Below are 14,503 nucleotides of genomic sequence, written 5' to 3'. Positions count from 1 at the left end.
GCCATTTAGATGCACGTTTACCAATGATGCGAGGTTTATGTTGATTTTTTTAGACCTGCTTGCGCCAACAATGCACCTAAGCTACCAATTTTTTGTGGTTTGTCGGCTGCTTGGTTTTGCGGTTTAGCGGCTTTATCACTACGTTGGGGGTTGCCCGAATGTTTGGCTGATTTGGCGCCGCGCTCGATAGGGTCTGCGTATTTTTTCGCCGTACCAGCCATTGATTGGTTGGCATTTTTTGCTTTACTAGCGGGGGCTTTTTCAGCAGGTTTGGCTGCCATTGGGGTATCTGACTTCATGCTAAAGCCCACGCGTTTACGCTCTGCATCCACTGAAATCACGCGAACGGTGACGATATCACCTGGTTTGACATGATTTAACGGATCGGCGATAAACTCGTTACCCATCTCTGAGATATGTACCAAGCCATCTTGATGGACGCCAACATCAACAAAACAACCAAAACTTGTCACATTGGTGACCACGCCTTCAAGCGTCATGCCTTCGGTTAAATCGTTGAGGCTATTGACATCGTCACGAAACTTTGCTGTTTTAAAGCTCGGTCTTGGATCGTGGGCAGGTTTGGCTAATTCTTGTTTGATGGCAGCGGCTTTCAGCGTTGCTTGCTCGGCATCATCAACCTCATCGTTTGCGGCAGCGACCAGTGAAGCGGTCAGATTGTTAAGCGCTGACTCGTCACCTAGCACATCGTTGAGATTGTGGTCAGTTGAAGCCAGCCATTGTTTGACCATCTCGTAGTTTTCTGGGTGTAACCCTGTCGCATCTAACGGCTCATCACCGCCACGAATGCGTAAAAAACCTGCCGCTTGTTCAAAAGTTTTGGCACCCAATCTTGGCACGTTTTTGAGCTGTTCACGGTTGGCAAATGCGCCGTGTTCGTTGCGGTAGTTGACAATTTGCTGTGCTACATTGACATTGAGACCTGCGATATAAGACAAAATCGCAGGGCTTGCGGTGTTGACATCTACGCCTACTGCATTCACGCAGTCTTGCGTGACTTTGGTTAAACTATCAGCCAGCTGCGTTTGGTTAACGTCATGCTGATATTGACCCACGCCAATGGCTTTGGGATCGACTTTAACCAGCTCAGACAAGGGATCTTGCAAACGACGGGCAATCGATACCGCCCCACGAATGGATACATCAAGCTCTTGTAATTCTTGCGATGCCAGTTCGCTGGCTGAGTACACAGACGCACCAGACTCATTGACCACCACAGGCACGGCTTTGATATCGCCGTTTCCTTGAGCGCTGTTTTCTGCCAAAATTTCTTTGATTAAAGCATCTGTCTCACGGCTAGCCGTACCATTACCAATGGCGATTAAATCCACATGGTGGTTTTTGAGTAAATCGGCAATGGTTTGTTTGGCTTCATCGACCTTATTGTCTGGGGCAAATGGATATACCGTTGCAATCGCAAAACTATCATCGCTATTTTTGGCAACATGACCTAGACTATCAACCACAGCCATTTTAACCCCATGACGGATACCCGGATCGACGCCTAAAATCGTTTTTTGACCCGCTGGCGCTGCCATTAATAAATGCTGTAAATTGTTTGCAAACACGTCAATTGCTGCTGATTCAGCCGTTAAGCGTTTTTCTGTGAGCAAACGATGCTCAATATGCGGACGCCATTTGTCCAACCACAGTTTTTTGCCCAGTGACAATAAAAACTGTTGCCGCTCACTAGGTTCGGCAGCCGTTAAGTTAAATGCGTGATTAATTTGCTCGGTAAATGGTGCATCCTCGCCTTCAATCGCAATCGTCAGTACGTTGTCTTGGCGACCGCGTAGCATCGCTAATAATCGATGATTGGGTAGACGTGCCAAGCTTTCAGTGTGGTCGAAATAGTCTTTGTATTTTTCGCCGACTTCCCGTTTTTCTTCGCCCACTAGACGGCTATGAATTTGGGCAATTTTACCAAAGCCGACGCGCAGTTTATCGAGTAGATCAAGCTGCTGTGTCCACTCATCGATAATAATGGCACCGATGCCTGATAACTGTTTTTCTTTATCTTCAAAAATTGACGCTTCGGCTTCGCCGTTGTCATCCTGTACAGGCGCTGGCGCTTGGTACGCTGATAATGCTGTCTCTGGGCTTACCGACTCATTTAAAACCGCCAAGGCAATTGGCTCAAGTCCTGCTTCACGCGCTTGGGTTGCCAGTGAGCGACGGCGCGGACGATACGGCAAATAAATGTCTTCTAATTCAAGTTTGGATGCCGCCTGATTAATGCGTTCACTTAATTCATCGGTCAGCTTATTTTGTGAGGTCAACAGCTCAATGATTTTTTGGCGGCGAATGGCCATATCTCGTTCATAGCTGAGGGATTTTTCCAAACTACGCAACTGTACATCATCAAGCCCGCCGGTTTGGTCTTTACGATAGCGGGCAATAAACGGAATCGTCGCGCCATCATCGTAGAGTTTGACGAATGCCATCATTTGGTTGAGTTTGATACCAAGATTGGCAGCTAATTTTTGATAAATGGCTTGCTGGACTTGCTCAGAGAGTACATCTACCGCTGGATTAGCCGCAATGGCAGTAACGTTTGTAGTCATATTTTTGCCTAACACTTATAAGGATGAACTCAAAACTTCAGAGTTCACGCATTATAACAAAACAATACAAAAAGATAATAGGTAAACGCTATTTTAACAAAAATCTTTAGTGAATTTTTACCTTGCCAACCCTAGCGCTGTCGTTAGACTAAAATTTTGCTAACTGATGACTATATAATAAGTGGCTACCCTATAAGCTAACGTCGCATTTTTAGCAAAATCACTACAGCAATCGACACATTTTTTTGCTTTAATAACCGCATAACCACGCAAATTTAGCTAAATAATAAGATTGATAATGCTTGCAAGTTGTAACCAATCGTTTCAAAATACCTTTATCAGTCCCTAATAAAAAATTGTATACCCATATATTTTATAGCATTGCCTGTCCTAACTATTAATTATAAGGTTCAGTTCAACACGCTAATGGAACATATTTAGCCTTTATAAAAAACAATTAGGTATTTATAAAAACTGTGTAGCGAAAACAACATTCGAGTGAAAATAACGTTAGTGATAGGAATATGGGTGATAGGAATATCGACGATAAAAATGAGGAAAATAATCAATGAGTGATGACATCAACCCCACTGTAGAATCTACCCCCAATCAATCAGCCGCCGGCGATATGAATCAGCGCATTTTGGTCGTTGATGACGATGCGCGCCTTCGCACTTTGTTGCAACGTTTCTTAGAAGATGATGGTTATATTGTACGTACTGCGCATGACGGCAACCAAATGGACAAACTGATGCAGCGCGAGTTATTTTCGCTGATTGTGCTTGATTTGATGCTACCTAACGAAGACGGAATCAGTATTTGCCATCGCTTACGCGCAGAAAACTCCGATATTCCGATTATTATGTTGACCGCTAAAGGTTCCGATGCCGATCGTATCGCAGGACTTGAAGCAGGCGCGGATGATTATCTGCCAAAACCCTTTAACCCCAAAGAATTATTGGCACGTATTAAAGCCGTATTGCGCCGGCAAACGCGTGAATTGCCAGGCGCACCCAGTCAGCAAATGGAAGTGGTCGAATTTGGGTCATGGACATTAGATTTATCAACGCGTACCCTAAAACGTGATGGTAACATCGTGACCTTAACCACAGGTGAATTTAGTGTATTAAAGGCTTTGGTACAACATCCCCGTGAGCCATTAACCCGTGATAAACTGATGAATTTGGCACGCGGCCGTGAATGGGGCGCAATGGAGCGCTCAATTGATGTGCAAGTATCGCGTTTACGCCGTCTCATCGAAGATAACCCTTCGCAAGCGCGCTATATCCAAACTGTTTGGGGCGTGGGTTACGTGTTTGTACCCGATGGGGCAGAAAGCTAAACGAGCCCTATTTAAAAGAGCGGATTAAAAAAGCCCATTAGAAGAGCTAAGTTAACAGAGTTAAGAACTTTTATGATAAAACCGTTGATTGTAAATACAGCCTATCACCTGGTGATGGGCTTTTTAGGTTCTGGTAAAACCAGTTTTATCAATGCCTGTATCACGCATTTTCAGCAGCAAGAAAAGTGGGCGATTTTGGTCAATGAAGCAGGTCAAATCGGTATTGATGAAAAGCTATTGGCGGCTAATGCTGACCATGATTTAGCGATTCGCCAAGTATCTGGTGGCTGTATCTGCTGTACGTCGCAACTGCCGCTACAAATTGCGCTTGCTCGCTTGACTTCTGAGTATAGACCCGACCGATTATGGATTGAGCCAACAGGGCTGGCACACCCGCGTGAGCTGATTGAGCAACTATCTGCAGCGCATTGGCAAACTGCGCTGTCGCTAAAATCCGCCATCAGTATCGTCAATGCGCGTGATTGGCAAGATGCCCGTTATCGTGACAATGAAGGCTACCAAGCCCATGTGCGATTTTGTGATGTGGTGATGATTAATCGCTTTCATGGGCTGGATGACACCCAAAAAACCCAACTGACCGCATGGGTAAAGGACTTAAACCGTAAAGCTAAATTGATTTGGCAAGCAGAACAAACGCTCAGCGAAGACAATCTGCGGCAATTGCAACAAGCCCTCAAGCAATCAAGCCAAGTGCTTGCCGAGCGCAGCCACTATCAACAAGTTAGCTTAACGAGCTTTGCTCAGTCCCCCGCTCTATCCACCATCCAAGCCTACACGCCCCAATCACCGACAGCTACCAACGATGACTTGCCATTTCGCTATCATGATGTACAAAACGGCTATCAAATCATCGGATGGCGGGTGTCAGCCGACTGGACAATTGATATGACTGTACTGATGGAATGGTTGTTGGCACTGCCCAACTGGCAACGTATCAAATCGGTGGTTCATATCAAACATACGCATGATGAGCAATGGCAAACCATGAATTTTACCCCGGATTCGCTCGATTTGGTGGCCTGTGAACCACAAACCGATAACCGCATTGAAGTGATTTTTTTGGATAACACTATCGAATTGGATTTTGATAGGCTCGATACTGAGCTGATGATGATGTTTGGGCATATCAGTTAAGCTTACAGTTAATAGATAGCCCATTTTATTGTCTATTTTTTGATTTTGCGGCTGTTTTTTTCATTGATTATGGGGCGTTAACATCGGGCGTGATACAGATAATAGTGTCATTTTCAAGGTTTTTTTCTTGCATATCAAACCCTGTATGAGTGATGGTGAGCAAACTACTCACGCGCGTCCCATAGCTACTTCCTAGCAGCTTATCGAGGCGATGGGCAGGAATAAAGATGGAAGACAACGCCAATTCTGTCTCGATACCTAAACCTGTATCAGGTAGCTGGGCGATAGGCGCTTGTTCACGATCTTGCAGTATTTCAAATGCCAGCGGTTGCCAATCCTCGTGCCCAGCAAGCAGGGGCAACAACTCTTGTCGTACTCGCCTGCGCAGTTTCTGCGTTTTAAACCATGCCGTATTTGGTTGACCATTGGATAACACGTATAAGCCTTTTGCCAATACCTCGATGCCATACCCTTTATTATTGAGTAGTACCGCTTGCTGGCGATCGCCGATGACTAGATTAAACCCATCGTAGCAGGGCAAATCAATTTGCCTTGCAAAAGCTAGCGGCGACCACTCACCACTTAAATAATCAAGGATTAACTGACCTCGGGACGTGGCAAAGACAGGCTTATCTTTGATAATCTCTCGGTAGTTTAAAATCACCCCCCAGCGCCCATGCACAGGATCGATACCCAACCAAGTGCCTCCTGCTTGCGCATCTTGCCCCGCGATGATTTTTTTTCCATTCGGCAATTGCCATTCATGCAGTGCGCGTGTAGGACGCTGCAAAAATTCATCCCGATTGGATAATAGCACCAAGGGTTTACCCTCAAACAGCTGCCAAGCCAACGCCACAATGCACATACTTTATTCCTTCTAACTGGTTACCATGCCATCGCCCATTGAATTCTGCATCAGCTCGATTGCTCATTCCCTAGCTTAGCACCCAAAACTTTTTTAGCAATCACCAAATCGTCATATTGTTCATTTATGATAAAAAAGCTAAAAACTGCCGTTTTCAACGATTGTTGCCCTTGTGAATGAGCTTATGACGCCAATTAGCATCGTGATTATTACCCTAAACGAAGCCGAACGTATCGGCAATATTTTGCGTGACTTAGCCCAGCAAAGCTACCAAAATTTTGAAGTCATCGTGGTGGATTCCAACAGCGAAGATGACACCTGTCAAATTGCAGCCAGTTTTCGCCAACAGTTGCCCGCGATAAGCGTACATAAAATGTCAAAACGTGGCGTCAGCTTGGGTCGTAATACAGGGGCAAAGCTAGCCAAAAATGAACGAATACTGTTCCTAGATGCCGATGTGCGGCTGGATGCAGACTTCTTGCAAAAAGCCAGTCAATTATTGGATAAAAAATCCTTGAAAGTAGCCGGCATGTATATGAATGCTGACCACCTAAAACCTTGGTTTACAGTGGGTTATCTGCTGTTTAACATGGGTATTTTTGTTAGCCAATTCTTATCGCCAACGGCAGTCGGTGCCTGTATTTTTTCCAGTAAATCCGTGCATGAGCAATTGGGCGGCTTTGATGAATCTATCACCTTGTGTGAAGATTGCGACTATGTCAATCGCGCCAAAAAAATTACCCGTTATCAGATGCTACCACTCACCTTTCGCTTTGACCCACGCCGCTTACAGCAAGATGGCTATTTTAATACAGGCTGGAAATATCTTCACGCCAATCTATATCGCTTTTTTGTCGGTGAAATCCGCGATAACAAAATCCGCTATCAATTTGGACATTATGGTACGCAAAAAAAATAGCGTCGGTGACCACGCTATTTTTCTTTCAGTTGATTTTTTACAGATTAATGCCCTTTAAACTGGGCAGGACGTTTTTGCATAAATGCCGACACGCCTTCTTTAAAGTCGTCCGTGGTTGCCATCTGCATTTGGTACATGACTTCTGCATCAATGGCGGTATCAAGTCCACTGTACGCCACTTGGTTAATGGTCTGTTTCATCGCCGCCAATGTCAAAGCAGGCAAGCTTGTTAAACGGTCGGTGAGTTTTTTCACCGCGGCATCAAGCTCATCGGCTGGCACGATAGCATTGACTAAGCCTAAATCTTGGGCTTTTTTGGCATCAAACTGCTCGCCAAGCATCACAAGCTCGGTGGTCTTTGCCGCCCCAATCAGTTGGGTTAACTGATAAATCCCGCCCGCATCAGGCACAAGCCCGATATTGACAAACGCCTGCAAAAACTTGGCATTGTCGCTTGCCACCCGAAAATCACACGCCAAGGCGATATTCATGCCCGCCCCTGCCGCTGCCCCATTGATACGTGCGATGATGGGCTTACTGATTTTTCGCAGCTTTCGGCTGATTTCGCCCACGCCAGTGGTCAGCCCGTGTGCCATTTTTAGCACCGCTTGGCGGGTTTCGGTTGAGCCTAACATCTCGCGGATATCGCCACCGCTTGAAAAGCCCTTGCCCGCGCCTGTTAATACGATGACTTTGGCGGTATCGTCATATTCAGCATGGCTTAAGGCTTGCAATAGCTCGCCTTTCATGGTGCTGTCAAGGGCATTTAAAGATGCAGGGTCATTTAGGGTAATGGTCGCAACATTATCTGCAACATCATAGGTGACTTTTTGAAAGGTGGGTTGTTGTGTTTGGTTTGCCGTCATGGGTCATCCTTATACCAAAGAAATATTTACAATTAACCCCTTCATCTTACCGAAATTATTTTTTTTTGGGAAATAAAACGCGACTTGTAAGGTCAACAATCCAAACCCACCACAAAATTTTTACAATTTTCAAAATTTCTGTATTGACAGAAATATATAAAAAGCTCAAAATAATTAAAAATTGATTGATTTATATATAAGGCTAAAAAGTGCAACTCACATCCACCATGGAAAAATTTGTCTTACACTGGGGCGAAATGGGCAATAAATGGGGCGTAAACCGTACCGTTGCTCAGATTCATGCCTTGTTATTTTTGGCAGGCAAGCCGATGAATGCCGAAGAAATCCAAGAGACCTTAGGCGTGGCGCGTTCAAATGTGAGTAATAGTATCAAGGAATTGCAGAGCTTAAATCTGGTACAAACGGTACATACGCTCGGTGATAGGCGCGATTATTTCACCACGGGCACGGATGTGTGGGAATTGGCTAAGGTGATTGTCGAAGAACGCTATCGCCGAGAGCTTGCGCCGACGGTTGGATTCTTGGCGGATTTAATCAATGAGCCAGAATTTGCCACAGAAAACAAAGACATACAGCAACGTATCAAAGACACCCACCAATTTGTCGATACGCTGACGAGTTGGGCGAACGAGATGCTAAAACTTTCGTCCACTACGCTCAATCGTATCCTAAAGCTTGGGGCGACGATTCAGAAGTTTTTGAAATAATGAGGTTTGACGGTATGGCTAAAGCGAATTGGTGGCGATTCATCAAATTTTTTGGTAGTGGTGCATTGCTGAGTTTTTTGGTGATTGTGGTGTCATTTTTTGTTTTGGCTTATACCAAAATCATGGATATTACCATCATGCTATTACTGGCGATTGTCTGGTTACTGGTCGGTATTTTACCCACTTTTTTGACAGGGCTATGGTTAGTGGTCATACGCCACATTCGATATGTCAATTATATGGCGTTTTTTATGAGTAATATGGTTTTAGCGATTTTGTTTATTTTGGGTTTTATCCTGCTAACGAATAATTTATCGCTGCCCAATTTTAGTGAGGTACTAAAAGTGGCTACTGTGGTTATAGTGATGGGATGTATTTCAGGGCTAATCGCCATGTTAAGTGGTTTTTTTACTCTTAAACGACCCAACAACTAATATTTTTTACCCATAAATTTCAGTTTTGACTGAAAAAAGGAAATAAATCATGAAAATACTTATCACAGGCGGTTCAGGATTTTTAGGCACAGCGTTGACGCAATCGTTAAAAACCCATGGCGTAAAAGGTGATACTGCGTCAGTCACTTGGGTATCTCGTTCTGTAGAAAAAGAGAAAACCAAAAATATCGCAGATGACGTTATTAGCTATGACGATCTTGCCAGCACCGATCACACGTATGATGTCATCATCAATCTAGCGGGTGCGGGTATTGCCGACAGCCGTTGGACGGATGCGCGTAAACAAGAATTGTTTGATAGCCGACTAAAACCCACACAAGCGGTAATTGATTATATTGAGCGAATCAGCAACAAGCCAAAACTATTGATTAGCGGCTCAGCCATCGGTTGGTACGGTATCCAAAAGGAAAACGACCCAACTGCGCTTGATGAAACCAGCCCCATGACAAAAACCGACTTCGCTCACGAAATTTGTCAGGCATGGGAGCAGCTAGCTTTGACTGCCCAAGATGCTGTAACAGATACTGTAACAGATGCCGTAACAGACGCTGTGCCAGTTGCGATTGTGCGTACAGGGGTGGTGATTGCGCCCGAGGGGGGTATGGTTGGACGACTGATTATCCCATTTAAAATGGGCACAGGTGGTAAGCTTGGCAATGGTCAGCAAATCATGAGCTGGATTAGCCGTACTGATTGGGTGCGTGCGGTGATTTTTATCATTGAACAAAACCTGACTCACACTCTGCCCACTCAGCAAATTTATAATTTGACCAATCCAACGCCTATTAGCAATGCTGCATTTACCGATGCGATGGGCACTTGGTTGCACCGCCCTACCCTGATGACCCTGCCCGCCTTTGTGGTTAAGACCATGTTTGGTGAAATGTCGACGTTACTGTTGGATGGGCAGCGCGTTGTGCCCACAGCGTTACTGGATCAAGGTTTTGAATTTAACGACTTGACCGTATTAGATGCCCTAAAAAGCTAATCTTCGGAGACTGTTAATATGATTACCATGTACTATGATGATACCTGCCCTGTCTGCCGTACCGAAGCCTTGCATATGGCAGAGAAGAAACCTGAAGCCATTCGCATCATGGCGATTGATGACGCACGGAACGAACTTGCCAAATTTGGTATTAGCGAAGATGAAGCGATGACTTATCTGTGTGTGCAAGATAAACAGGGGAACATGCAAAAAGGCATGGATGCTGTACGACTGCTATACAAAACCGCACAACTGCCTTTTGCAAACGTGTTTGAATGGCCTGTGGTGAAACAAGCCAGTGATATGATTTATCCTATTTTTGCGCGACATCGCAACCGTGTACCCAACTGGATGACCCAACTTGCCTATGGTAAAGTCGCAGAAAACTGCAAAGACGGTATGTGTAGAACTCGAGGCAAATAAATGCCATTTGGTTTGAATAGCGGTATGTACGCTCAATGATTTATCTATCCTCAACGATTTATTTATCATGGATAGCTTGATAATTTTTACTGGTCATTGGGCGTTACAATTATAATTAAGTGCAATCATGATTAGGTACAATGACTATTAGTCACGACTATGAGTATCAAGTTATGTCTAATAATAATTTTGGGTGCTTTGATAGGGTCGCCACTAATTTTCAACTAACATTCTACAATTTTTTTACAGTTTGAGAAAAAACAGCTAGATTTTTTAACAATTTTCATTTAATAATAGCAACTAATCAGGAAGATGAGATTGTTTGTATCATTTAAGACAATCTATTACGTTTAGCATAGCGGACTTGCTTCACCATATTTTGTCTACTGTTATTCTCACCCAATCGCTATCTTCCTTGTCGGTTTTGACACTGATTGTTGAATTAATCATCAATGAGTTGTCTTTTTCATTCATTTACAAGGAGCGTTACCATGGATGATGCACAAATTCAGCGAATTATTAATCATTCTGAATTCCAAAGCATGGCAAAGAAAAAAACAAGCCTAGGGCTTATTTTTTCTATTATTACCTTAATTGTGTGGTTTGGTTATCTGTTACTCGTCGGTTTTGATCCTGAAATGTTTGCTGCACCACTGTCAGCAGGCTCGATTGTCCCTGTTGGCTTTTACATTGTTGTTGCCATTATGATTTTTGTACCACTCATCACTTGGGTATATGTCAGCAAAGCAAACGGTGAATTTGACACGATGACTCGTAAAGTCATCGATGATATCAACAGTGGTAAAGTATAACCCCACAGGGATTGTGTTGGGTTTTCAATTGTAAAATTGTGGGGCTGATAATAATTTTGACATCAGTTCTAACATCAGTTTTGACACCATGGAGGGTGGCATGTTACAACAACAGTATAACAGCGTGACTGTTAAAGGCTTGGGCAAGCGTATCGGCAAGGTTTCAACCGCCGCAAGCTTGACGCTAATGGGTCTAATGGCACAGATGCCAGCATGGGCAGCTGGCGCCCTTGAAGGCGAAGTAAAAAAACAACCGCTGAATATCTCAGCTATTATCATGTTCTTGATTTTCGTTTTGGCAACACTCGGTATTACTTACTGGGCGTCAAAACAAAACAAAACCGCTAGCGACTTTTATACCGCGGGCGGCGGTATCTCAGGTACCAAAAACGGGATCGCCATTGCCGGTGACTATATGTCAGCGGTAACCTTTTTGGGGTTATCGAGTATGGTTTTTACCGTCGGTTATGATGGCATGATTTATACGCTAGCTTTCTTGATTGGCTGGCCAATTATTTTATTCTTAATCGCTGAGCGGCTACGTAACTTGGGTAAATTTACCTTCGCAGATGTGGCATCTTATCGTTTTTCCCAAACCCCAGTACGTATTTTTGCTGCATCCGGCACGTTGGTCGTCGTTGCACTATACTTGGTTGCGCAGATGGTTGGTGCGGGTAAATTGGTTCAATTATTATTTGGATTAGATTATATTTACGCAGTTATCATCGTTGGTATATTAATGATGGTTTACGTATTGTTTGGCGGTATGCTAGCCACCACTTGGGTGCAGATTATCAAAGCTATTTTGCTGATGTCAGGTGCGACTTTCATGGCCCTTATGGTGATGAACCATGTTGGCTTTAGTTTTGAAAATTTATTCAAGTCAGCCGTCGCTGCCCATAGCAAACACGAATCAATTTTGTCGCCTGGTAAGTTGGTTAATAACCCCATTGAATCTATCTCATTAGGTTTGGGTCTATTGTTTGGTACAGCAGGTTTACCACACGTATTGATGCGTTTCTTTACGGTGCCAGATGCCAAAGCTGCGCGTAAATCAGTGTTGGTAGCTGCAAGCTGTATTTCATACGTATTCTTCTTGATTGTTATTATTGGCTTGGGTGCCATTGTTATCCTAGCTGAACATCCAGATTATTTCACGACAGTGGTTAAAGATGGCGTAAGCTCACAAGCACTCATCGGTGGTGCCAACATGGCAGCGATTCACTTGTCCCATGCCGTGGGTGGTAACTTATTCTTAGGCTTTATCTCGGCGGTTGCTTTCGCGACTATCCTAGCGGTGGTGGCAGGTTTGACTTTATCAGGCGCCTCAGCGGTCAGCCATGACTTGTATGCTAGTGTTATCAGAAAAGGTCAAGCGAGACCTGAAGAAGAGATGCGTGCATCAAAAATTACCGTGGTTGCGTTAAGTTTATTGTCAATTGTGACCGGTATTATCTTTGAAAACCAAAACCTTGCGTTCATTGCAAGTTTGGTATTTGCGGTCGCGGCATCGGCTAACTTCCCGATTCTTTTGTTAGCGATGTTCTGGCGTGGTCTAACCACTCGTGGTGCAGTAATCGGTGGGTTTGCAGGCTTAGCAGTTGCAGTGTTACTGATTATCTTAGGACCTGCGGTTTGGGTAGATATCATGAAACACGAATCACCCGCTTTCCCATACAAAAACGTGGCATTATTTAGTATGCCTGTGACCTTCATTCTAGCGTGGATCGCATCTATCACTGACAACTCACCACGCGCTGAGTTAGATAGAAAAGGCTTTGATGCACAGTATGTACGTTCATTAACCGGTATCGGTGCGTCAGGTGCATCTGACCACTAATCCAGTGTTCAATTCCAGTGTTCAATAAAAAATACCGCTTACGATAAGCGGTATTTTTTTATATTGGGTTTTTTATAAAACCTATGAATTTTATCCTTGATGAATCTCTACAAGGTTTTGGGTTGTCGTGGCATCAGCTTGTTTGACATACAATTTTGATTTTGAACTATAAGGCACTAGCCCTGAAGGTACTACGCCTTTAGCAGATTCGTAATTATGAATGGAGTCATCGAAGAAAATATGCGGGGCAAAGGTTTGCAGTACATGGCGTTTATCTAAGCCACCTAAAAAGAACGCCAAATCCACATTGACACCCCAATCACGCAATGTCTTAATCGCCCGCAAATCAGCAGGCGCATTGCGCGCAGTCACCAGTGCAATTTGAATCGGTGGATGCTTGATTTTAGCAGGCAGGCGTTTTTGTAGTTTAGAGAGTTTAATTAAAAAATCCGCATACGGGCCTTTATTCATCGGCACATCACTCATTTTGGCTTCATAATCATGAAACGCTTTGAGTCCTTGCTGGCGAGACAGTAGCTCCCCTGCTTCATCAAATAACACGGCATCGCCATCAAATGCAATGCGTAGTTGATTGGTGTCTAGCTCCTTCATATCAATGGGCGGCGCATCCAAAATCGCGCAGGCACACACGCCCGCATCGGTGACTTGCTGGGCATCGTCATGATTGGTGGTCAAAAACAAATCCACCTTAAAATCTGCCACATAATCCGCCACCCCTTCGCCTGAGGTAAATGCCGAGCGACTAATCGGTAGTCCATGACTACGCAGCGCATTTAATACTTGAATACCGGTATCTGGGCTGTTTTTTGACATAATTACCACTTCAACCATGGGCGCAGCGATGCCCTCGCCATTGTCATCGGCTGCACAATGGTGATTGAGATTGAGTAAGGCTTTGATAAGCGGATAACCCGTCCCAGTTTGCAAGGGATCATTTTCGCGTTCAATCATATAGCTGCGAAATTTATCAATCGCCGTTTCTGGATCTTCGGTTAACGCTTGTTGAAAAAACCGCTCAGACTCTGATAGGTCAAACAATGCCGTGGCAGAGACCGCCACAATTAATGTATTGGAAAAATCAACTGACATAAAATGCCCTTAATCAATCGTATTGTTATGAAGCGTTATGAAGCATAGTACTTACTATCCTGTAGTTATATAAGTTTTGCCACGGGTAATCTAGATTATTCCTGTAACTTGTTGATGTAAAGATAAACAGCTTAGTATCAAGACACTCAGTCAAATTGTAGATACCAAGCATTGGCTGTCGTCTATTGTAGTGTTTTTTACACGCATATCACGAGCTGCCTCATTTTCTGTCATAACTGCAAGCAATTCTATCAGTAAGTTGGTTTCATCACCGCAATTTGCTATAATATCTTGTTTACGCTTTTTGCAAAGCGACGAATTCATGGGATTGTAATGCCTATCTAGACACGGTAAGTCTGGATGGGCTAAGTTTTTCCCTTTTTTTATTCCCATCTCTCACGGTTACATGACCGAT

Annotated in this window: 13 protein-coding genes; 9 read left to right on the top strand and 4 right to left on the bottom strand. The window is 44.0% G+C overall.

The annotated features are described in order from the left end of the window. Positions 1–35 precede the first annotated feature (35 nt). Positions 36–2,585 (bottom strand): Tex family protein, encoded by a 2,550-nt coding sequence (locus tag LAJ61_RS06260; RefSeq protein WP_224053231.1) that lies wholly within the window; start codon positions 2,583–2,585, stop codon positions 36–38. A gap of 568 nt (positions 2,586–3,153) precedes the next feature. Between LAJ61_RS06260 and ompR the strand changes: the two genes are divergently transcribed. Together ompR and LAJ61_RS06250 are read left to right on the top strand one after the other, a co-directional pair. Then, on the top strand, positions 3,154–3,927 hold the full coding sequence (gene ompR, locus LAJ61_RS06255; protein ID WP_286130670.1) for an osmolarity response regulator transcription factor OmpR: 774 nt from the start codon (positions 3,154–3,156) through the stop codon (positions 3,925–3,927). Between the two features lie 72 nt (positions 3,928–3,999). Continuing rightward, positions 4,000–5,082: a CobW family GTP-binding protein gene (locus LAJ61_RS06250; protein ID WP_224053230.1), complete on the top strand. Its 1,083-nt coding sequence runs from the start codon at positions 4,000–4,002 to the stop codon at positions 5,080–5,082. A gap of 67 nt (positions 5,083–5,149) precedes the next feature. Here LAJ61_RS06250 and LAJ61_RS06245 read toward each other — a convergent pair whose 3' ends face one another. Beyond that, complete coding sequence (locus LAJ61_RS06245) at positions 5,150–5,947, bottom strand: NRDE family protein (RefSeq protein ID WP_224053229.1); 798 nt, start codon at positions 5,945–5,947, stop codon at positions 5,150–5,152. A gap of 184 nt (positions 5,948–6,131) precedes the next feature. Between LAJ61_RS06245 and LAJ61_RS06240 the strand changes: the two genes are divergently transcribed. Then, positions 6,132–6,866 (top strand): glycosyltransferase, encoded by a 735-nt coding sequence (locus LAJ61_RS06240; RefSeq protein WP_224053228.1) that lies wholly within the window; start codon positions 6,132–6,134, stop codon positions 6,864–6,866. 44 nt (positions 6,867–6,910) lie between these two features. Here the strand turns inward: LAJ61_RS06240 and LAJ61_RS06235 are convergent, their stop codons facing one another. Next, the gene (locus LAJ61_RS06235) at positions 6,911–7,732 is read right to left on the bottom strand and encodes an enoyl-CoA hydratase/isomerase family protein (RefSeq protein WP_224053227.1); all 822 of its coding nucleotides are present in this window, start codon (positions 7,730–7,732) and stop codon (positions 6,911–6,913) included. 209 nt (positions 7,733–7,941) lie between these two features. On the opposite strand from LAJ61_RS06235, the gene LAJ61_RS06230 reads away from it, so the two are divergent. The 6 genes from LAJ61_RS06230 to LAJ61_RS06205 all read left to right on the top strand — a co-directional run bounded on the left by LAJ61_RS06230 (position 7,942) and on the right by LAJ61_RS06205 (position 12,978). Next, on the top strand, positions 7,942–8,460 hold the full coding sequence (locus LAJ61_RS06230; RefSeq protein WP_135889503.1) for a GbsR/MarR family transcriptional regulator: 519 nt from the start codon (positions 7,942–7,944) through the stop codon (positions 8,458–8,460). A 14-nt stretch (positions 8,461–8,474) separates the two neighbouring features. Further along, complete coding sequence (locus tag LAJ61_RS06225) at positions 8,475–8,894, top strand: hypothetical protein (RefSeq protein ID WP_224053226.1); 420 nt, start codon at positions 8,475–8,477, stop codon at positions 8,892–8,894. 49 nt (positions 8,895–8,943) lie between these two features. Then, positions 8,944–9,903 (top strand): TIGR01777 family oxidoreductase, encoded by a 960-nt coding sequence (locus LAJ61_RS06220; protein ID WP_224053225.1) that lies wholly within the window; start codon positions 8,944–8,946, stop codon positions 9,901–9,903. An 18-nt stretch (positions 9,904–9,921) separates the two neighbouring features. Further along, the gene (locus tag LAJ61_RS06215; RefSeq protein ID WP_224053224.1) at positions 9,922–10,326 is read left to right on the top strand and encodes a thiol-disulfide oxidoreductase DCC family protein; all 405 of its coding nucleotides are present in this window, start codon (positions 9,922–9,924) and stop codon (positions 10,324–10,326) included. Between the two features lie 491 nt (positions 10,327–10,817). Further along, positions 10,818–11,138, top strand: a complete 321-nt coding sequence (locus LAJ61_RS06210) for a DUF485 domain-containing protein (RefSeq protein WP_007117341.1) — start codon at positions 10,818–10,820, stop codon at positions 11,136–11,138. 187 nt (positions 11,139–11,325) lie between these two features. Then, complete coding sequence (locus LAJ61_RS06205) at positions 11,326–12,978, top strand: cation acetate symporter (RefSeq protein WP_224054820.1); 1,653 nt, start codon at positions 11,326–11,328, stop codon at positions 12,976–12,978. Between the two features lie 90 nt (positions 12,979–13,068). On the opposite strand, the gene LAJ61_RS06200 is transcribed toward LAJ61_RS06205, so the two are convergent. Beyond that, positions 13,069–14,088, bottom strand: a complete 1,020-nt coding sequence (locus LAJ61_RS06200; RefSeq protein ID WP_224053223.1) for a 5'-nucleotidase — start codon at positions 14,086–14,088, stop codon at positions 13,069–13,071. Between the last annotated feature and the right edge of the window lie 415 nt (positions 14,089–14,503).

The organism is Faucicola osloensis, from assembly GCF_020041925.1.
GTDB lineage: Bacteria > Pseudomonadota > Gammaproteobacteria > Pseudomonadales > Moraxellaceae > Faucicola > Faucicola osloensis_D.
The sequence above is the reverse complement of the archived record's forward strand: the minus strand, read 5'-3'. Positions and strand labels throughout refer to the sequence as shown.

What these genes read in the sequence shown, in the direction of transcription:
- LAJ61_RS06210 (WP_007117341.1), top strand. Translation starts at nt 10,818, where the DNA reads ATGGATGATGCACAAATTCAGCGAATTATTAATCATTCTGAATTCCAA.
- LAJ61_RS06235 (WP_224053227.1), bottom strand. Translation starts at nt 7,732, where the DNA reads ATGACGGCAAACCAAACACAACAACCCACCTTTCAAAAAGTCACCTAT.
- LAJ61_RS06200 (WP_224053223.1), bottom strand. Translation starts at nt 14,088, where the DNA reads ATGTCAGTTGATTTTTCCAATACATTAATTGTGGCGGTCTCTGCCACG.
- LAJ61_RS06215 (WP_224053224.1), top strand. Translation starts at nt 9,922, where the DNA reads ATGATTACCATGTACTATGATGATACCTGCCCTGTCTGCCGTACCGAA.
- LAJ61_RS06250 (WP_224053230.1), top strand. Translation starts at nt 4,000, where the DNA reads ATGATAAAACCGTTGATTGTAAATACAGCCTATCACCTGGTGATGGGC.
- LAJ61_RS06225 (WP_224053226.1), top strand. Translation starts at nt 8,475, where the DNA reads ATGGCTAAAGCGAATTGGTGGCGATTCATCAAATTTTTTGGTAGTGGT.
- LAJ61_RS06240 (WP_224053228.1), top strand. Translation starts at nt 6,132, where the DNA reads ATGACGCCAATTAGCATCGTGATTATTACCCTAAACGAAGCCGAACGT.
- LAJ61_RS06245 (WP_224053229.1), bottom strand. Translation starts at nt 5,947, where the DNA reads ATGTGCATTGTGGCGTTGGCTTGGCAGCTGTTTGAGGGTAAACCCTTG.
- LAJ61_RS06220 (WP_224053225.1), top strand. Translation starts at nt 8,944, where the DNA reads ATGAAAATACTTATCACAGGCGGTTCAGGATTTTTAGGCACAGCGTTG.
- LAJ61_RS06205 (WP_224054820.1), top strand. Translation starts at nt 11,326, where the DNA reads ATGGGTCTAATGGCACAGATGCCAGCATGGGCAGCTGGCGCCCTTGAA.
- LAJ61_RS06260 (WP_224053231.1), bottom strand. Translation starts at nt 2,585, where the DNA reads ATGACTACAAACGTTACTGCCATTGCGGCTAATCCAGCGGTAGATGTA.
- ompR (WP_286130670.1), top strand. Translation starts at nt 3,154, where the DNA reads ATGAGTGATGACATCAACCCCACTGTAGAATCTACCCCCAATCAATCA.